Source organism: Bradyrhizobium sp. cir1, assembly GCF_014198245.1.
GTDB lineage: Bacteria > Pseudomonadota > Alphaproteobacteria > Rhizobiales > Xanthobacteraceae > Bradyrhizobium.
In genome coordinates, this window is record NZ_JACIHE010000010.1 from 163,412 (window position 1) to 180,851 (window position 17,440).

Annotated in this window: 15 protein-coding genes and 1 tRNA gene; 8 read left to right on the forward strand and 8 right to left on the reverse strand. The window is 65.7% G+C overall.

What is annotated here, in order from left to right; genetic code table 11:
- Nucleotides 1-5: 5 nt before the first annotated feature.
- The 3 genes from GGD63_RS21425 to GGD63_RS21435 all read right to left on the reverse strand — a co-directional run bounded on the left by GGD63_RS21425 (nucleotide 6) and on the right by GGD63_RS21435 (nucleotide 4,433).
- Nucleotides 6-1,280 carry an MFS transporter gene (locus GGD63_RS21425; protein WP_183245140.1) on the reverse strand — a complete coding sequence of 425 codons (1,275 nt, stop codon included), beginning with the start codon at nucleotides 1,278-1,280 and terminating at the stop codon, nucleotides 6-8.
- 82 nt (nucleotides 1,281-1,362) lie between these two features.
- Entirely contained in the window at nucleotides 1,363-1,803 is a 441-nt protein-coding gene (locus tag GGD63_RS21430; protein WP_183245141.1) for an EamA family transporter, read from the reverse strand.
- 152 nt (nucleotides 1,804-1,955) lie between these two features.
- Nucleotides 1,956-4,433, reverse strand: coding sequence for a PAS domain-containing sensor histidine kinase (locus tag GGD63_RS21435; protein ID WP_183245142.1), 2,478 nt, complete (start codon nucleotides 4,431-4,433; stop codon nucleotides 1,956-1,958).
- 214 nt (nucleotides 4,434-4,647) lie between these two features.
- Between GGD63_RS21435 and GGD63_RS21440 the strand changes: the two genes are divergently transcribed.
- From GGD63_RS21440 to GGD63_RS21455, 4 genes are all read left to right on the forward strand, one after another.
- Entirely contained in the window at nucleotides 4,648-5,742 is a 1,095-nt protein-coding gene (locus GGD63_RS21440) for a putative zinc-binding metallopeptidase (protein WP_183245143.1), read from the forward strand.
- A gap of 174 nt (nucleotides 5,743-5,916) precedes the next feature.
- On the forward strand, nucleotides 5,917-7,932 hold the full coding sequence (locus GGD63_RS21445; RefSeq protein ID WP_183245144.1) for an acetyl/propionyl/methylcrotonyl-CoA carboxylase subunit alpha: 2,016 nt from the start codon (nucleotides 5,917-5,919) through the stop codon (nucleotides 7,930-7,932).
- Between the two features lie 164 nt (nucleotides 7,933-8,096).
- Nucleotides 8,097-8,963 (forward strand): oxaloacetate decarboxylase, encoded by an 867-nt coding sequence (locus GGD63_RS21450; RefSeq protein ID WP_183245145.1) that lies wholly within the window; start codon nucleotides 8,097-8,099, stop codon nucleotides 8,961-8,963.
- Entirely contained in the window at nucleotides 8,960-9,259 is a 300-nt protein-coding gene (locus GGD63_RS21455; RefSeq protein ID WP_183245146.1) for an acylphosphatase, read from the forward strand. Before GGD63_RS21450 ends, GGD63_RS21455 begins: the two co-directional genes overlap by 4 nt.
- Nucleotides 9,260-9,303: 44 nt before the next feature.
- Here GGD63_RS21455 and GGD63_RS21460 read toward each other — a convergent pair whose 3' ends face one another.
- Both GGD63_RS21460 and GGD63_RS21465 read right to left on the reverse strand, forming a co-directional pair.
- A complete protein-coding gene (locus GGD63_RS21460; protein WP_183245147.1) occupies nucleotides 9,304-10,824 on the reverse strand; it encodes a PAS domain-containing sensor histidine kinase in 1,521 nt (506 codons plus the stop codon).
- A gap of 121 nt (nucleotides 10,825-10,945) precedes the next feature.
- Nucleotides 10,946-11,794: a LysR substrate-binding domain-containing protein gene (locus GGD63_RS21465; RefSeq protein ID WP_183245148.1), complete on the reverse strand. Its 849-nt coding sequence runs from the start codon at nucleotides 11,792-11,794 to the stop codon at nucleotides 10,946-10,948.
- Between the two features lie 111 nt (nucleotides 11,795-11,905).
- Here GGD63_RS21465 and GGD63_RS21470 point away from each other — a divergent pair, with 111 nt between their 5' ends.
- On the forward strand, nucleotides 11,906-12,328 hold the full coding sequence (locus GGD63_RS21470) for a 4-oxalocrotonate tautomerase family protein (protein WP_183245149.1): 423 nt from the start codon (nucleotides 11,906-11,908) through the stop codon (nucleotides 12,326-12,328).
- Between the two features lie 45 nt (nucleotides 12,329-12,373).
- Here the strand turns inward: GGD63_RS21470 and GGD63_RS21475 are convergent, their stop codons facing one another.
- Both GGD63_RS21475 and lipB read right to left on the reverse strand, forming a co-directional pair.
- A complete protein-coding gene (locus tag GGD63_RS21475) occupies nucleotides 12,374-13,087 on the reverse strand; it encodes a DNA helicase (RefSeq protein ID WP_183245150.1) in 714 nt (237 codons plus the stop codon).
- Nucleotides 13,088-13,286: 199 nt separating this feature from the next.
- Nucleotides 13,287-14,036: a lipoyl(octanoyl) transferase LipB gene (lipB, locus tag GGD63_RS21480; RefSeq protein ID WP_183245151.1), complete on the reverse strand. Its 750-nt coding sequence runs from the start codon at nucleotides 14,034-14,036 to the stop codon at nucleotides 13,287-13,289.
- A gap of 82 nt (nucleotides 14,037-14,118) precedes the next feature.
- Here lipB and GGD63_RS21485 point away from each other — a divergent pair, with 82 nt between their 5' ends.
- Complete coding sequence (locus GGD63_RS21485) at nucleotides 14,119-14,361, forward strand: FliM/FliN family flagellar motor switch protein (RefSeq protein WP_018647371.1); 243 nt, start codon at nucleotides 14,119-14,121, stop codon at nucleotides 14,359-14,361.
- Nucleotides 14,362-14,557: 196 nt separating this feature from the next.
- Nucleotides 14,558-14,642 (forward strand) — tRNA-Leu (locus tag GGD63_RS21490).
- 154 nt (nucleotides 14,643-14,796) lie between these two features.
- On the opposite strand, the gene chrA is transcribed toward GGD63_RS21490, so the two are convergent.
- On the reverse strand, nucleotides 14,797-16,017 hold the full coding sequence (chrA, locus tag GGD63_RS21495; protein WP_183245152.1) for a chromate efflux transporter: 1,221 nt from the start codon (nucleotides 16,015-16,017) through the stop codon (nucleotides 14,797-14,799).
- Between the two features lie 132 nt (nucleotides 16,018-16,149).
- Between chrA and GGD63_RS21500 the strand changes: the two genes are divergently transcribed.
- The gene (locus GGD63_RS21500; protein ID WP_246785581.1) at nucleotides 16,150-17,325 is read left to right on the forward strand and encodes an MFS transporter; all 1,176 of its coding nucleotides are present in this window, start codon (nucleotides 16,150-16,152) and stop codon (nucleotides 17,323-17,325) included.
- The last annotated feature ends 115 nt before the right edge of the window (nucleotides 17,326-17,440 follow it).

A 17,440-nucleotide genomic window follows, 5' to 3' on the forward strand; every position in this document is an offset into this window, starting at 1 on the left:
CGGGTTCATTCGGCAGCGATATCCGATGTCGGCAGCGCTGTCTTCCCCTGCGGCTGCAAGGCGCCATGCCGCGTCTCGGGCAGGGCGAGGAGGCAGATGACGGCGCCGATCCCCGCGACCAGACCGAGCGTGATGAAGGCCGCACTGTAGCCCGCGCCGACCACGACGAAGCCGGCGAGCGCCGTCGACAGCGCAGCTCCGATGCCCTGAGCGGTGATGACCGCGCCCTGCGCGACGTTGAAGCGCCCGGTGTTGCGCATGAGGTCGGCGACGATGACGGGGAAGATCGCGCCGAAGATGCCGGCGCCGACGCCGTCGAGGAACTGCACGCCGACCAGCCAGAACGGATTGTCGGAGAGTGTGTAGAGCGCACCCCGAACAGGCAGGATCAGGAGGGCCGCGAGGAAGAAGCGCTTGTGTCCCCACCGGTCGGCCCTCGCGCCGACCAGCATCGCGAACGGTACCATCACCAATTGCGCCGCGACGATGCAGGCCGACATCAGGCTGGTGCCCATGTTCTTGTCCTGGAGCGCGAGTTTTTGTCCGACCAACGGCAGCATGGCTGCGTTGGAGAGATGGAAGAGCAGGACGCAGATCGCGAAGACGAGCAGGGGGCGGCAGGTCAACAGCACGGCGAGGCCCGAGGGTTGCTCGCGCGCGCTGTCGCCGTCGGCATCATGCAGTCCCCGGGCAAGGTCGTGGTCGATGGCCTGTTCGGGGATGGCGACAATGCTGACGAGGCTTGCGATCGCCATGGCGCCGAGCAGGTAGAACACGACGGTCGGTCCGAACCAATAGGCGGAGAGCCCGGCAAGTGTCGCCGCGACCGCGTTGCCCGCGTGATTGAAGGTCTCGTTACGGCCAATCCGCCGGGTAAAGGTGGCGTGGCCGAAGATGCCGAGCGAGACGGCTGCAATCGCCGGAGGAAAGATCACGGCCGCAGCCTGCGCTATCCCTTGCGAGATCACGACCGGCAGAAAACCGGGCAGCAAAGGCAATGACAGCGAGGCTAAGGTCACCATGATGGCAGCGACAACCATCATCATCTGTTTCGCCCGCGTCGCATCGACCAGGGCTCCGGCCGGTGTCTGCGCCATGATGCCGGCGATCGTCGCGATCGACATCACGAGACCTATGCGCGCTTCGTCCCAGTGCTGCTCGGTCAGGAGATAAACGGCAAGATAGGGCCCGAGCCCATCGCGGACGTCGGCGAGGAAGAAATTGGCCGCATCCAGCGCGCGGCCGGCTCGCCTCGTCTGGTCGGGGTCCTGGCTCGACATCGGTCTCTCGATCGAGGCTCCAAGCGGCCCCGGCAGCAACCTTCATGATGTTGCACTGGTTCCCCCGATCACGCCGGACTCCTCAAAACTTGATTGCCAGCAGCACCGCGCCGGCGCCAATCATGGCGATGCCGAGCCAGCCCTGGGCCGTCGGGCGCTCGCCGAGAAAGGCGAAGGCGAACAGCGCGACCAGGACGACGCTGAGCTTGTCGATCGGCGCCACCAGCGTTGCGGGGCCAAGCTTCAGCGCACGGAAATAGCAGAGCCATGAGGCGCCGGTCGCAAGTCCCGACAAAACCAGGAATAGCCAGGTTTTTGAGGAGACCGCCGAGGGCACGACGAATTGTCCGGTGAAGAACAGCAGCGCCGAAAAGGCGAGCAGCACGACGATAGTGCGGATGAAGGTGGCGAGGTCCGGATTGATGTTCTCGACGCCGACCTTGGCGAAGATCGCGGTGAGCGCCGCAAAGCAGGCCGACAGCAGCGCCCAGGTCTGCCAGGCGGAAAGGACGGCGGGTTTCATATCATCGATATCCGTTGTTTTAGGACGGCGCGCCAGCGTCGTCATTGCGAGCGCAGCGAAGCAATCCAGGCTGTCTCCGCGGAAAGATTCTGGATTGCTTCGCTGCGCTCGCAATGACGGAGTTTGTGGGCTGCTTCTCGCGAACTTCACGCTCACCTTGCCACCGACAGCTTCTCCGTGATCGCCTTGCGCAGGATGCGCGAGAGCGATTCCACCGAATACGGTTTCTGGATCAGCTCGAATCCGCGATGGGCGTTTTCGGCGAGCACGTTGCTGTAGCCGGAGGTGAGCACGACGGGCAGGCCCGGATAGCGCTCGCGGATGATTCCGGCGAGCTCGACGCCGTTCATGCCGGGCATGATCACGTCGGAGAAGACGAGGTCGACGGCGAATTCGTTCTCGCCGAGAATCGCGAGCGCCGCATTGGCATTGGCGACGCGGCGGACCACATAGCCGAGGTCTTCCAGAAGCTCGGTCGAGAACTGGCCGACATCGTCATTGTCCTCGACCACTAGCACACGGTAGCCGCGCCCGGTGGTCGCAGCCTCGCCGGTCAGCGCCGCCGCGTCCTTCTCGGTGGCGGGGCTCTGGGCCTGCGGCAGGTAGATGGTGAAGGTCGCGCCTTGGCCCTGCGTGCTCGTCACCGCGATGTCGCCCTCGGACTGCTTTGCGAAGCCGAACGCCTGGCTGAGGCCGAGGCCGGTGCCCTTGCCGACCTCCTTGGTGGTGAAGAACGGTTCGAAAATGGACTCGAGATGTTCGGGCGCGATGCCGCTGCCGGTATCCGCGACCGAGATCGCGACATAGTCGCCGCGACGTGCCGATTGCGCGCGCAGGCTCGGAATCCCCTGCACCTTGCGCACGGCAATGGTGAGGCGGCCTTGGTCCTCCATGGCGTCGCGGGCGTTGATGGCGAGGTTGATCAGCGCGGCCTCGAACTGTGCGACGTCGGCGACAGTGAAGCAATCCGCGTCCTGAATCTGGACGCTGATCTCGATGCGGCCGCCGACCAGCGGCCGGACCAGCTGAGCCACGCCCTCGACCTGGCTGCCGACATTGAAGATCTGTGGTTTCAGCGGCTGCCGGCGCGCGAAGGCCAGGAGCTGGGCGGTCAGCTTGGAGGCGCGTTCGACGGTGTCGGAGATGGCATCGACATAGCGGCGGCGGCGCTCTTCCGGCAGCTCGCGCCGGCGCAGGAAGTCGGTCGCTGAGCGGATGATGGTGAGCAGGTTGTTGAAGTCGTGCGCGACACCGCCGGTGAGCTGGCCGATCGCCTCCATCTTCTGCGACTGCCGCAACGCCTCCTCGCCGAGGCGCCGCTCGGTGACGTCGACGGCCTCGGGCACCGCGCCGGTGATGTTGCCGTGGCGGTCGAGCACCGGGCGCATGCCGAAATCGAAATCGCGCTCGCCGATCGGCAGGCGCAGCCGCATCTCCAGCCGCACCGCTTCGCCCTTCAGGACAGTCCTGAAGGCGTCGCGGGCGACATCGCTCATGCCGGGGGTTCCCGTGAACCACGGCGTATCCCAGAACGGCTTGCCGATGACATCCCGCGCCTCGGCGCCGATGCCGTCGAGTGCGGTCTTGTTGGCGTAGAGCAGCTCGCCGCTGAGATTGACCAGGCCCTGATACTGGTTGCTGGTCTCCAGGATCGCGCGCAGCCGGGCCTCGTTGGATTCGAGTTCTGCGGTGCGCTCGGCGATGCGTTCCTCCAGCGTCTCGTTGAGCCGGCGGAGCTCGATCTCGGCCTGCTTGGCGACGGTGATGTCGTGGGCGACGCCGATGAAGCCGATATGCTTGCCGGTCGGGTCCCAGCGCGGCTGCGATTCCGAACGCAGCCAGCGCCATTCGCCGCTGGCGTTCCTGTAGCGCGCTTCCAGCACGAAGGGTTTCAGCGAGGCTTCGCCTTGCACCGATTGCTGCAGCACATGCGGCAGGTCGTCCGGATGCAGCACCTTGCGCCAGTCGAAATCGATCGCCTGGTCGTAGGGCAGGCCGACGAAGTCGACATAGGCCTGGTTGGCGAAGGAGCGCTTGCGGTCGAGCTTCGTGACCCAGATCGGCACCGGCGCGCTGTCGGCGATCAGCCGGAAGCGCTCCTCACTCTCGCGCAGCGTCTCGCGCGCGAGCGCCTGGTCGGTGATGTCGATATGGGCGCCGACGAGGCGGATGGCGCGGCCGTCCTTGTCGCGCTCGATCTTGGCGACGACCCGGATCCAGCGGGTCTCGCCGTCGCTCGGACGGATGATGCGGTATTCGGCGGTGTAATCCTCGCTGGCCCCGGAAAGCGTCTCGAAGAAGTGTTTCACCGTCGCGTCGCGGTCATCGGGATGGATACGGTTGACCCAGTCCTCATGCGACTCGTCGGCTGCCTCCGGCGGCAGGCCATGGATCATCAGATATTCCGGCGAGCGGCGGTTCTTGAAGCCCTCGCGGAAGTCGACCTCGATGCCGCCGACCTTGCCGATGCGCTGGATGCGCGCGAGCTCGGCCTCGCGCTCCTGGAGCGCACGATAGGCGTTGTCGCGCTCGCGCGCGACGTCTTCGAGGTACTGGCGCAGCCTTTCGGCGGCGATGGTCTCGGGCAAGGGATCGTTCAAGGCGTCGGCCGTTGTCAGGCGGGTGCGCACGTGCCGGACCGATATTCACACAGACGGAGCGTGATGGCCATCGCTTTAGACTGTCTGGAAGGACCCGCGGCCAGCCAGAACGCGGGAAAGTGCGGTCAGCCAACGCGCGGTCTGGCAATTTGTTCCTGATATTGGAACGATGCGCCTGCGGGGGCGTCTTCGCGAGGCGCCACAACTCTCATTCATAAAACTCCCTTTTCGAAGAGGCTAAATCTTGAAGCTCTTTGTCTGTCAGTCCTGTGGCAACGTCCTCTATTTCGAGAACCGCGCCTGCGAACGTTGCGGTCACCGCGTCGCTTTCCTCCCGGAGAAGGAGACGATGTCGGCGCTCGAGCCGGACGGGGAGGCTCAAGCCGGGGCTTGGGCAACGCTTGCCGACAAGGGCAGGGGACGCATGCTGTGCCGCAATGCCGAGTACGACGCCTGCAACTGGCTGACGGACACCGGCGATACCAACGGCTATTGCCGCGCCTGTCGCCACAACGGGATGGTGCCGGACCTGTCGGACCCCGCGCAGCTCGCCGGCTGGCGCGAGCTGGAGGTGGCAAAACACCGGCTGTTCTATTCCCTGATCCGCTGGAAGCTGCCGCTGCAGAACCGGCGGGACAATGCCGAGCGCGGCCTGATCTTCAACTTCCTCGCCGACGATCCGAACAGCGGCACGAGGATCATGACCGGCCATGACAACGGCCTGATCACGATCGCACTGACCGAGGCCAACGACATCGAGCGCGAGCGGCGCCGGCTGGAGATGGGCGAGCCTTACCGGACGCTGCTCGGGCATTTCCGCCACGAGGTCGGGCATTATTTCTGGGACGTGCTGGTTCAGGGCGGCGGCAAGCTCGGCCAATGCCGCGCGGTCTTCGGCGACGATACGGCCGATTACGGCCAGGCCCTGCAGCGCCATTATGCCGAAGGCGCCCCGGCTGACTGGCAGCAGAATTACGTCTCGGCCTACGCCACGATGCATCCCTGGGAAGACTTCGCCGAGACCTGGGCGCACTATCTCCACATCGTCGACACCCTGGAGATGGCCTCTGAATTCGGCATGGAGGTGCGCCCCAAGGTGGATCGCGACGGGGAGTTGACGGCGCGCATCCGTTTCAACCCCTACGAGGCAAGGGACGTCCAGGCGCTCATCGACGCATGGCTGCCCTTCACCTTCGCCATGAACAGCGTCAACCGGGCCATGGGAATGCGCGACCTCTATCCCTTCATCCTGTCGCCGGCGGTGGTCGGCAAGCTGGGCTTCATTCACGGCCTGGTCCGGGACGTGGCCAAGGATATGACCAAGGCGGGGAAGGCATAGGCCGCCCAAGGGGCTCCTCACGCCTGTTTCGGTCTTGCGCTGGTACGCCAGAAGGCCCGGATTTAGACCGTTGCCTCCGGCCCATTTTGCTGTACCACGGGAGCCACACGGCCCGTCCCATAGGCCCCAGCGGCCGGGGAAGGGTCCCGCCCAAGGTCGAGACTCAAGAAAAGCATGTTCAAACGCATTCTGATCGCCAATCGCGGCGAAATCGCCTGCCGGGTCATCAAGACTGCCCGCAAGATGGGAATCCAGACGGTTGCGGTGTATTCGGAAGCCGACCGCGATGCCCTCCATGTCGAGATGGCCGATGAGGCGGTGCTGATCGGCCCGCCGGCCGCGGCCGAGAGCTATCTGGTGATCGAGAAGATCGTCGAGGCCTGCCGCAAGACGGGCGCCGAGGCCGTGCATCCCGGCTACGGCTTCCTGTCCGAGCGCGAGGCGTTTCCGCGCGCGCTGGAGGCGGCCGGCCTGGTCTTCATCGGTCCCAACCCGGGCGCGATCGCGGCGATGGGCGACAAGATCGAGTCGAAGAAGGCCGCGGCCAAGGCCAAGGTCTCGACCGTGCCGGGCTATCTCGGCGTCATCGAGGACGACAAGCACGCCGTCCGCATCGCCGACGAGATCGGCTACCCCGTGATGATCAAGGCCTCCGCCGGCGGTGGCGGCAAGGGCATGCGCATCGCGCATTCGAAGGCCGAGGTCGCCGAAGGTTTCAACCTTGCCAAGGCCGAGGCCAAGGCCTCGTTCGGCGACGACCGCGTCTTCGTCGAGAAGTTCATCGTCGATCCCCGCCACATCGAGATTCAGGTGCTGGGCGACAAGCATGGCAACGTGATCTATCTCGGCGAGCGCGAATGCTCGATACAGCGCCGCAACCAGAAGGTCATCGAGGAGGCGCCGTCGCCGCTGCTCGATGAAGCCACCCGCCGCAAGATGGGCGAGCAGGCGGTCGCGCTGGCGAAAGCCGTGAACTATGATTCCGCCGGCACCGTCGAGTTCGTCGCAGGCCAGGACAAGAGCTTCTACTTCCTCGAGATGAACACGCGTCTCCAGGTCGAGCATCCCGTCACCGAGCTCGTCACCGGCGTCGACCTCGTCGAGCAGATGATCCGCGTTGCTGCCGGCGAGAAGCTCGGCATTGCGCAGAAGGACGTCACGCTCACCGGTTGGGCCGTGGAATCGCGCCTCTATGCGGAAGATCCGTTCCGCAACTTCCTGCCCTCGATCGGGCGTCTCGTGAAATACCGCCCGCCGGCGGAAGCCAGCCAGGACGGCATCACCATCCGCAACGACACCGGCGTGCAGGAGGGCGGCGAGATCTCGATCCATTACGATCCGATGATCGCCAAGCTCGTCACCCATGCGCCGTCGCGTGCAGCCGCGATCGAAGCCCAGTCCACCGCGCTGGATTCGTTCTATGTCGACGGCATCCGCCACAACATCCCGTTCCTGTCGGCGCTGATGCATCATCCGCGCTGGCGCGAGGGAAGGCTTTCGACCGGCTTCATCGCCGAGGAATTCCCCAAGGGTTTTGCGGTGCGCGTGCCGGAAGGCGAGGTCGCCCGGCGGATCGCCGCGGTCGGCGCCGCCATCGATCACGTGCTCGGGGAGCGCAAGCGGCAGATCTCGGGCCAGCTGGGCGGCCGTGTCGTGCAGCGCGAACGCCGCCGCGCGGTCTGGCTCGACCGCCAGGAGATTTCGCTCGAGGTCGGCCGTGAGGGTGAGGCGATCGCGATCCGCTTCGTCGATGCCGAGGGCAAGGCCGGCAATGCGCATCTGTTGCAGTCGTCGTGGAAGCCGGGCGATTCGGTCTGGCAGGGCACCATCGACGGCCACTTCGTCGCGGTGCAGGCGCGGCCGATTGCCAACGGCATCCGTCTCGCGCATCAGGGCGTCGAGGTGCCGGTCTATGTCTGGACCGAGACGGAAGCGACCTCTGCCCGGCTGATGCCGGTGACCGCGGCCTCCGACACCGGCAAGAAGCTGCTCTGTCCGATGCCGGGCCTCGTCGTCTCGATCGCGGTGAGCGAGGGGCAGGAGGTCAAGGCCGGCGAGACGCTTGCCGTGGTTGAAGCGATGAAGATGCAGAACGTCCTCCGCGCGGAGCAGGACGGCACCGTGAAGAAGATTCACGCCAGTGCCGGCGCGACGCTGGCGGTGGACGCGCTGATTTTGGAGTTTGCGTAAGATAAAAGATGTGAGTGGGGCCCTCGCCGGGCCCCACGAACCCCGTCATTGCGAGCGCAGCGAAGCAATCCAGACTGCCTCTGCGGAAAGACTCTGGATTGCTTCGCTGCACTCGCAATGACGGAGTATGTTGCGGCTGCGTCGCAACAATTGGGAGGGCAACCATGGCCTTTCGATCCCGCCGCGAGAAACTGCGCTCCATCCTGTCGGGCGGGACTTGCGTCCATCCCGGCTCGGTCTATGACGCGATCTCGATCCGGATCGCCGAGGATCTCGGCTTTCCCCTCGGCATGTTCGGCGGCTCGGTGGCTTCGCTCGCCGTGCTCGGCGACCCCGATATCACCCTGATCACGCTCACCGAGCTTTGCGAGCAGATGCGGCGGATGTCGCGTGCTTCCACACTGCCCGTGCTGGTCGATGCCGATCACGGCTACGGCAATGCGCTCAACGTGCGCCGCACGGTGCAGGAGCTGGAGACAGCGGGCGCAGCCGGCCTTACCATCGAGGATACATTGTTGCCGGCCACGTTCGGTGAATCAAAGACGCAGCTGACCTCGCTGGAAGAGGGCGCCGGCAAGATGAAGGCTGCGCTCAGCGGCCGCAGCGATCCGTCGCTGGTCATCATGGGCCGCACCGGAGCTGCCTCGATCACCTCGATCGAGGACGCGGTCCGCCGTGCCAAGGCCTATGAGGCCACCGGCGTCGATGCGCTGTTCTTCACCGGCATCAAGTCGCGCGCCGAACTCGAGGCGATTGCAGCTGCGACGCGCCTGCCGATCGTGCTCGGCGGCGCGCCGGAGGAACTGAACGCGCTCGACTATCTCGCCGCCCAGCGCGTGCGCATCGCGCTCCAGGGCCATGCGCCGATCGCGGCGGCGACGCAGGCCGTCTACGAGACGCTGAAGGCGCTGCGCGAAGGCGCGTCGCCGAAAGCGCTCAAGGGCCTGGCCTCTGCGGAACTGACGGGCCGCGTCATGCGCGATGCCGAAACGAAGGCGCGCAGCGCCGATGTCCTCGGGCTGAAGACATGAGCCGGGCGATCCTCCAGGTCATGATCCGCGGCCGCGTCCAGGGCGTCGGCTATCGCGCCTGGGTCGAATTTCAGGCCACCACGAGCGGCCTCGAAGGCTGGGTACGCAACCGCCGCGACGGCAGCGTGGAAGCGCTGTTCGCGGGGGCGCCGAACCACGTCGCCGACATGGTTGCGTTGTGCCGCCACGGCCCGCCGTCCTCGCGCGTCGACAGCGTCACCAGCGAGACCGCAAGCGTGGATGAGTTGAATCTGCGCAGGGCAGGTGAAGCATTCTCGGTGTTGCCGACGGTGTAGGTCTGCTCCCTCGCCCCGCTTGCGGGGAGAGGCGAAGAGAAACATCACCGCGGCAATTTCGCGATGGCTTCGCTGAGCTCGTGGATCTCATACGGCTTGCGCAGGATCGGGAAGTCGCCGCGCACGTCGGCGGCGACTTCGCTGTAGCCGGTGGCGAGCAGGATCGGCAGGCCGGGGCGGATCTGACGCAGACGATGGGCGAGGGTGAGGCCGTCCATCTTGCCTGGCATTACGATGTCCGAGAATACGAAGTCGACGCCGTTGGTCTCGATCTCGCGCAATGCCGCTTCGGCGTCGGCGACCCGGTGCACGTGGTAACCGAGCTGCTCCAGAAGGCCGATGCTGACGAGCGCGACCTCGGGATTGTCCTCGACCAGCAGCACCGTTCCGCTGCCGCGGAACGGCATCGCCTCCGCGGTGTCCCGCGCTGGGGCATCCGTGCCGCGCGGCAGCAGGATGGTGAAAGTCGTGCCCTTGCCGAGCTCGCTTGCGACCTTCACTGTGCCGCCGGCCTGATGGGCGAAGCCGTGCACCTGGGAGAGGCCGAGACCGGTGCCCTTGCCGATCGGCTTGGTGGTGAAGAACGGCTCGAAGATCTTGTCGACGACGTCGGCGGGAATGCCGAGCCCGGTGTCGGCGATGTTGATCGCCACGAACTCGCCGGCGAGCGGGGGCTCGTCCAGCACCACGTTGCGGGCGTTGATCGTCACCGTGCCGCCGTCGGGCATCGCATCGCGGGCGTTGATGACGAGATTGAGCAGCGCAGTCTCGAGCTCCGAGGCGTCGGTTCTGACCGGCCAGATCTTGGGGGCGATCTCGAAGGTGAGGCGCACGGAGCTGCCGACGCCGGCGTCGAGCACCGCGCGGATCGCCGAGATGCGTTCGGCGAGATCGATCACCTGCGGGTTGACGCTCTGTCGCCGCGCGAAGGTGAGGAGCTGATTGGTCAGCGCGGCGCCGCGCTTGGTCGCCGTCTCGATCGCGGAGATCGCGCGCTGAAGCCTGGCGTCGTCGATGGACCCCTTCTTCAGGACATGGAGGCTGCCGCTGATGATCATCAGGAGGTTGTTGAAGTCGTGGGCGACGCCGCCGGTGAGCTGGCCGAGCGCATCGAACTTGTGGGATTCGGCGAGCTGCTTCTGCATCGCCTCGAGCTTGAGCTGGGCATTGCGGCGTTCGGTGATGTCGCGCGTGATCTTGGCGAAGCCGACCAACGTGCCATTCTCAAAGATCGGATCGATCACCACGCTCGCCCAGAGGAACGTCCCGTCCTTGCGAACGCGCCAGCCTTCCTCTTCGTAGCGGCCCTTTTCTCGCGCGATGCGGAGCGCTCGCGCGGGTTTGCCGCTGGCGCGGTCGGCCTCGGTGTAGAAGCGGGAGAAATGCTGGCCGAGGATTTCCTCGGGCGCGTAGCCCTTGATGCGCTCGCCGCCGATGTTCCAGCTGGTGATGGTACCGCTGGGATCGAGCATGTAGAGGGCGTAGTCGGCAACTCCTTCGACCAGCAGCCGGAAACTGCGCTCGCTTTCGAACAAGTCTCTCTGCTGACCGAACTTTTTCACCATGACCCCGCCTCGACGGGAGCAAACGCCCGGGCTTGCCGTTTGGTTCCGGCCCCCTGGGAACTTTTTAGGCAAATGCCGTGGACGGTATGCACGGGGGCCGCTGGGGCCAGGTGATCCCCAATCACGCTAGACCCCGGAACGTCGCCGCCACCGCGCGTAGCGCGGCCAGCTTTGCGGGATCGCTGACCTTCGAATGCAGCATCACCTTCGAGCTGCCGAGTTTCGGCAGCTTGTGCGCAGGACCGATGTCGACCAGCCCTGGCGGCGCGATCCTGCGCGCCAGCGGTGCGATCGCAAGCCCGGCCAGCGCGGCGGCGACCACCGCCGTGACACCGCCGCCGACAAAGCGCTCGCGCCAGGCGAGGCCGGCCTTGCCGAGCGCGCGCACGGCGACGGCGCGGACGCCGCAGGGCGGGGCGAGTGTCGCGAGCGGCAGCGGCTTGCCCTTTGGCAGGGTGAAGCGTCGCGACGCGAACCAGCAAAACTCGTCTTCGGCCAGTTTCTCGCCGCCGCGGCGGCTGCCTTCCTGGCGGACAATCACGGCGTCCAGTTCGCCCGCGTCGTAAGCATCCTGCATCTCGCGCGAGAAGCCGATGGTGACGGCGAGGGTGAGGTTTGACGACATCGCGTGCAGCCGTTCGAGCAGCGGCACCAGTTCGGGGCCCGCCGCGTGATCGGAGATGCCGAGCGAGAGCGATTGCGCGGCTGAAGCTTCGCCCGACAGCGCACGATCATGCGCCTCCATCAGCGCGCGGGCGCGATCGAGGAAGCTGGCGCCGTCGGCGGTGAGCCGGACCGCGCGCGGCGAACGTTCGACGAGGCGTTTTCCCAGCAATGTCTCCAGCCGCTGCAGCTTCAGGCTAACCGCGGCCTGCGTCGTGCCGAGGGCTTCGGCGGCACGCGTAAAGCTCTGGAGGTCGGCGACCAGAAGGAATGCCTGGACGGTGGCGATGTCGAGTGTGGCTGTCATTATAAATCGTTATCACTGGTATCAATATAGATAAGATACAAAAATGACGGCGCGAGGTCTAGTTTCTCCCCAACGCCGCGCAAGTTGCGCGGCTTATCGAGGAGAACGACCATGCCCCTGATCACCGTGTCCTACAGCTCTTCGCGCCAGTCGCCGTCGCTGAAGGCCGACATCGCGAATGCCGTGTCCGAGCTCACCGCAAGGATTCTGCACAAGGACCCGGAGGTCACCGCCATCATCGTGAAGGCGGTCGATGCCGCCGACTGGTTCGCCGGCGGCAAGTCGCTCGCCGAGCAGACGCTCGCAAGCTACTGGATCGACATTCACGTCACCGAGGGCACCAACACCAAGGACGAGAAGGCAGCCTATCTCGCCGCCATGTTCAAGCGCATGGCCGAGATCCTCGGCCCGCTGCATCCCGAGACCTATTTGCATGTCGACGAGGTCAGGGGCGATGCCTACGGCTTTGGCGGTCTGACCCAGGAGCGGCGCTACATCGCCGGCAAGCTCGAGGTTGCGCTGAAGGCGGCATGACGTTGCGGGCCGCGGGCGAACGATCTCACCCGCGGCCTGAAGCCATCAGCTCGCCGCGCGGAACTGAACTTCGGCGTTGTTGATGAAGCACGTCTTGTCGAACAGCATCAGGTCCAGCGGGTTCGGCAAGCGGACATCGCCGAGGTCGGGGCAGGACTTGACCGCGGGATCGTAGGATCGATCGATCTGCGAGATGAAGACGACGATCAGCCCCTTGTCGCGCGCGAAGGATTTCAGCGCGCGGACCTGAACGGTGAGGTCGGGGTTTTCCCGCCGCTGGTCGAGCAGTTGCAGATAGTCGATCACCACGAATGTGCCGCGGGGAGAAGCGGCCATCTGCTTGACGACATAATCGGCGCTGATGGTGTCGGAGCAATCGACCTCGAACAATTTGTCGAACTGCGCCGGCTCCACGCCGATCGTGCGGAGGCGGTCCAGCACATCTCGCTCGGTATATTCCAGCGAGAAGAACGCGGCGCGATGGCCCGACTTCATGGCCTCCACGGCAAGTTCGAGGCTCATCAGCGTCTTGCCCTGGCCGGGACGCGCCCCGACCAGCACCAGATCGCCCGGCCGGAATTGCGGGAATAGCTTGCTCGCCGGCGTCAGTGCGGCTGCTTTCGCCGCGAGCATGCTCCAGGCTGGAAACCCTTCCGTCGCAGCGATGCGGTCAAGCGCGTCGTGGAGCGGAATGCTGGCTTCGCGGGACAGGCGCTTCGCCTTGCGCTTCAGATGGTAGATGGGCGCGGATAATCTCATCGTCAAAACCTCCCATTGCGAGCATGGATCGCAACCCCTCCTTATGCCTGGCGCTCGAACAGTCGGCCGGTGGTCAACTCGCCCGGCATGAGGTCTGCTTTCCCGGCGGAGGGGGGAGGCGTGGGCGGCACCAGGAATGGAGCGTAGCTGATTCCGCGACGGGCGGAGAGCGGCGTGGTCAGCTCAAGCAGAAAAAGTATTAGACGGCGGCTTCAGGCAGCAGCGCGCGGGTCGGTCCGAACAGCTGCTCGAATGCCTGGCGCAGCGCGATGTCGACGTCGGCCATGGTCACGAGCTGGCCGAGATCGACCAGCGAGGTGACGCCGTAACGGGGATCGACGACGCCGCAGGGCACGATGCCGGCAAAATGCGACAGCTCCGGCTCGACATTGATGGCGATGCCGTGGAACGACACCCAGCGCTTCAGCCGGACGCCGATTGCGGCGATCTTGTCCTCGTGCTCAGGCCCCTTGTCGGGCCGTTTTACCCAGACGCCCACCCGGTCCTCGCGCCGCTCGCCGCGGACGTTGAAGGCGGCGAGCGTGCGCAGGATCAATTCCTCGAGGCTCGCGACATAGGCCCGCACGTCCGGCCGGCGGCGCTTGAGGTCGAGCATGATGTAGGCCACCCGCTGGCCGGGCCCGTGATAGGTGAGCTGGCCGCCGCGCCCGCTGGCAAAGGTCGGGAATCGGGCATCGAGCAGGTCTGATTCCTTGCCGGAGGTGCCGGAGGTGTAGAGCGGGGGATGCTCGAGCAGCCAGACCAGCTCCGGCGCCTCGCCCGCGGCGATCGCCGCGACGCGCGCCTCCATGGCGGCCACCGCCTCCGGATAGGGCACCGGAGCGTCCGAGATTCGCCACCCGACGGGCTCGCCGCCCGAGGCGGAAAACGACGTCAAATCGAGGTCTTGACGTGGGTTTTGGCGGGGGTTTTGGGGCGAATTAACCATTGGCTAACCATAACGTGATGATGATCTCGGGAGCAAATGCCAAGTCCTTTGGCGTAAGTCCCAAGTTGCGGCGGTCCTGACAGTGCCCACTCTCGATAAAGTCACCGTGGATCTCATGGTCGTCCTCGGGACGACCACGATGCCGATCCATCAAGTATTACGTCTTTCCCGCGGCGCCATCATCGAGCTGGACGCAACCGAGGCCGACGAGGTCAAGGTGCTCGCCAATAATCTGCCGGTCGCCTCCGGCGTCGTGCTGGTCGATCGCAACCGGATCGCGGTCGAGGTCAAGCAGATGCTGCCGCGCTCGCCGGGGACCCGGTAGGGCCGGGGGCACGCGAAAGCAGCCCGGACAAGCGGTAGCGGTCCGGACACCCGATCGGGCCGATCCGGGCGCGTGAGAATTTCCTGCCAAGCTTGTGGAATTCAGGGTCTTTGCAGGCTTGTATCCCCCTGATGGATTTGTTAGATCGGCGGCCGCTGATCCGGCCAGCCTTCAAGCCTCAGGCCGGCATCTCCTAGCGCTCGTGGCGGAACTGGTAGACGCGCTGCCTTGAGGTGGCAGTGGGTAACACCGTGGGGGTTCGAGTCCCTCCGAGCGCACCAATTACGATAAATCGTTGACGCAAAAAGCGTTTTCGCGATCTCCTCCGTTGTTGGTACCCGCAGCTGAAATGCTGCTTTGCTTACCTCCCTTGATTGAACTCACGGCTCGCTCGCGCACGTGTAGCGGTGCGGGGTTTTCTTGCGTGCCTGACGGTCAAATCAGCGCCGTCGCGACGCCGGCGGCGGCGCTGAAGGCGACGACGAGGAGCGGAGGAGCGCGCCATGCCACCAGGAGGACGAAGCCGACAAGCGCGATGCCGAAATCTCTCGGCGAGTGCACGGTCGTCGTCCATACCGGATCGTACAATGCAGCGCCGAGCACGCCGACCACCGCGGCGTTGACACCCCGCATCATGGCCTGGGCGCCGTCCCGCTTCCGGAACGAATCCCAGAAGGGCAGGACGCCGAGCAGGATCAGGATCCCAGGCAGGAAGATGCCGGCGAGGCCGAGTGCGGCCCCGGTGAGCCCGTGCGGCTCCGGAGCGACCACCGTGCCGAGATAGGCCGCGAAGGTGAAGAGTGGACCGGGCACCGCCTGAGCAGCACCGTAGCCGGCGAGGAAGGCGTCATCGCTCAGCCATCCCGGCGCGACGAAGGCTTCGCGGAGGAGGGGAAGCACGACGTGGCCGCCGCCGAAGACCAGTGCGCCGGAGCGATAGAACGCGTCGAACAAGGCGACGCCCGTCGATCCCGTCAGCCCCCGCAGCGCCGGAAGCCCCACCAGCAGAAGAAAGAACATCCCGAGCGTGATCAGGCCCACGGTTCGCGACACCGGAATCTCGACGTGTCCGGATGGCGCCGGTGCCTGGCTGCGGCACAGCCACAAGCCAGCGATGCCGCCGAGGACGATCGCGCCGATCTGGGCGATCGACGCCGTGCTGAAGAGGATGATCAGCGCCGCCACCACCGCGATCGACGCGCGCTCGCGGTCGGGACAGAGGTTGCGCGCCATGCCCCACACTGCCTGCGCCACGATGGCGACCGCGGTCAGTTTCAGTCCGTGCAGCAGGCCGCCGCCGATCGGCCCGTTCAGCGCGCCGGCGCCGTAGGCGAAGAGGACGAGGACCACGGCCGACGGCAGGGTGAAGCCGGCCCATGCGGCGAGCGCGCCCGGATAACCGGCGCGCATCAGTCCGATCGAGAAGCCGACCTGGCTGCTGGCGGGGCCCGGCAGGAATTGGCACAGGCCGACGAGGTCGGCATAGGCGTGCTCGTCGATCCATTTTCGCCGCACGACGAACTCGTCGCGGAAGTAGCCGATGTGGGCGATCGGACCGCCGAAGCAGGTCAGCCCGAGCTTGAGGAAGATGCGGAGCACCTCCAGCGGCGAGCCGCGGTGGGCGGGGACGGTCGCAGTTTTAGAGGAGATATCCATGCGTCACGCGTCGTCGAACAGGGCCATGAAACCGTAAAGCAGGAACCCGGTCGATCCTGCGAGGTTGGCTGACGATACAGCAAAACCGGCCGCCGGCTATGGTGCGGTCGCGGGCCGCAAGGAGGCTGTTCGATGGCTGGATCGGCCTCTTCGCCCGCGTTTCAATTCGTGATGACGACCGGCATCGTCAACTTGTTCGGTGACATCACCTACGAAGGCGGCGCCAGCATCAACGGGCCTTTCATGGCCTCGCTCGGCGCAAGCGCGGCCATTGTCAGCGTGACGGCCGGGCTCGGCGAATTTCTCGGCTACGCCTTGCGTCTGCCCGCCGGCTACGCGGCGGACAGGACCGGCCGCTACTGGCTGATCACGTTCGCAGGCTATGTCATCAATCTCTTCGCCGTGCCAGCCATGGCGCTCGCCGGAAGCTGGCAGGTCGCGGCTGCTCTCGTCCTCGCCGAGCGGATCGGGCGGGCGCTGCGCAAGCCTACGGTCGAGGCCATGCTGTCCTACACCACGGGCGAGCTCGGCAAGGGATGGGTGTACGCGCTGAACACCGCGCTCGACGAGATCGGCGCGACCTTGGGGCCGCTCATCATCGCGCTGGTGCTCCTGCTGAAGGGGGACTTCCGGACCGGATATGCCGTTCTGACGATCCCGGCCGCGGCGGCGCTTGTCGCGCTGGTGGTTGCCCGGGTGAACTTTCCGCTGCCGTCACGACTCGCGCACGGCCGCACCGCACCGGCGCGGGACTTCGGCAAGGCTTACTGGCTGTATATGCTGGCCGGCGCGCTGTTCGCCGCCGGGCTGATGAGCTTCGAGCTGATCTCCTTTCATCTGTCGAAGGCCAGGATCGCATCCGAGCAATGGATTGCCGTGCTGCTGGCGATCTCGACCGGCTTCGGTGTGCTGGCGAGCCTTGCCTTCGGCAAGGCCTACGATCGCGTCGGGCTTCCGGTCGTGATCGCTGCGGTGTGCGTCTCAGCCGCGTTCTCGCCGTTCGTGTTTCTCGGCGGCTTCTGGCTCGTGCTGGCCGGCATGCTGCTCTGGGGTGTCGGCTACGCGATCCAGGACACGCTGCTCAAGGCGATCGTCGCCGAAGTGCTGCCGGAGGGAAAGCGCAATTTCGCGTTCGGGCTGTACTATGCGGGCTATGGCGTCGGGTGGCTCGTCGGCAGCATCGTGGCCGGCCTGCTCTATGACAATTCGCGAGCCGGGCTGGTCGCATTCTCGATCCTCATTCAGCTTGCATCGGTGCCGATCTTCATCCTGGCAGGGCGGCAGGAGCGCTCGAGCCGGCCAGCCTGAAAGGCAGCCAACACCGGCTCAATCTGGCGAGCGGTATTGAAGCGCATCATGACTATGTGCGCTTCTCCAGGGTTGCGGGCGCCACTGCGGATGCTCCGCTCTACATCGAAGGCAC

Excerpts from the sequence above, each read along its gene's own strand:
- GGD63_RS21430 (WP_183245141.1), bottom strand. The coding sequence starts at position 1,803 with ATGAAACCCGCCGTCCTTTCCGCCTGGCAGACCTGGGCGCTGCTGTCG.
- GGD63_RS21455 (WP_183245146.1), top strand. The coding sequence starts at position 8,960 with ATGAGCCGGGCGATCCTCCAGGTCATGATCCGCGGCCGCGTCCAGGGC.
- GGD63_RS21460 (WP_183245147.1), bottom strand. The coding sequence starts at position 10,824 with ATGGTGAAAAAGTTCGGTCAGCAGAGAGACTTGTTCGAAAGCGAGCGC.
- GGD63_RS21500 (WP_246785581.1), top strand. The coding sequence starts at position 16,150 with ATGGCTGGATCGGCCTCTTCGCCCGCGTTTCAATTCGTGATGACGACC.
- lipB (WP_183245151.1), bottom strand. The coding sequence starts at position 14,036 with ATGGTTAATTCGCCCCAAAACCCCCGCCAAAACCCACGTCAAGACCTC.
- GGD63_RS21470 (WP_183245149.1), top strand. The coding sequence starts at position 11,906 with ATGCCCCTGATCACCGTGTCCTACAGCTCTTCGCGCCAGTCGCCGTCG.
- chrA (WP_183245152.1), bottom strand. The coding sequence starts at position 16,017 with ATGGATATCTCCTCTAAAACTGCGACCGTCCCCGCCCACCGCGGCTCG.
- GGD63_RS21475 (WP_183245150.1), bottom strand. The coding sequence starts at position 13,087 with ATGAGATTATCCGCGCCCATCTACCATCTGAAGCGCAAGGCGAAGCGC.
- GGD63_RS21445 (WP_183245144.1), top strand. The coding sequence starts at position 5,917 with ATGTTCAAACGCATTCTGATCGCCAATCGCGGCGAAATCGCCTGCCGG.
- GGD63_RS21465 (WP_183245148.1), bottom strand. The coding sequence starts at position 11,794 with ATGACAGCCACACTCGACATCGCCACCGTCCAGGCATTCCTTCTGGTC.
- GGD63_RS21450 (WP_183245145.1), top strand. The coding sequence starts at position 8,097 with ATGGCCTTTCGATCCCGCCGCGAGAAACTGCGCTCCATCCTGTCGGGC.
- GGD63_RS21425 (WP_183245140.1), bottom strand. The coding sequence starts at position 1,280 with ATGTCGAGCCAGGACCCCGACCAGACGAGGCGAGCCGGCCGCGCGCTG.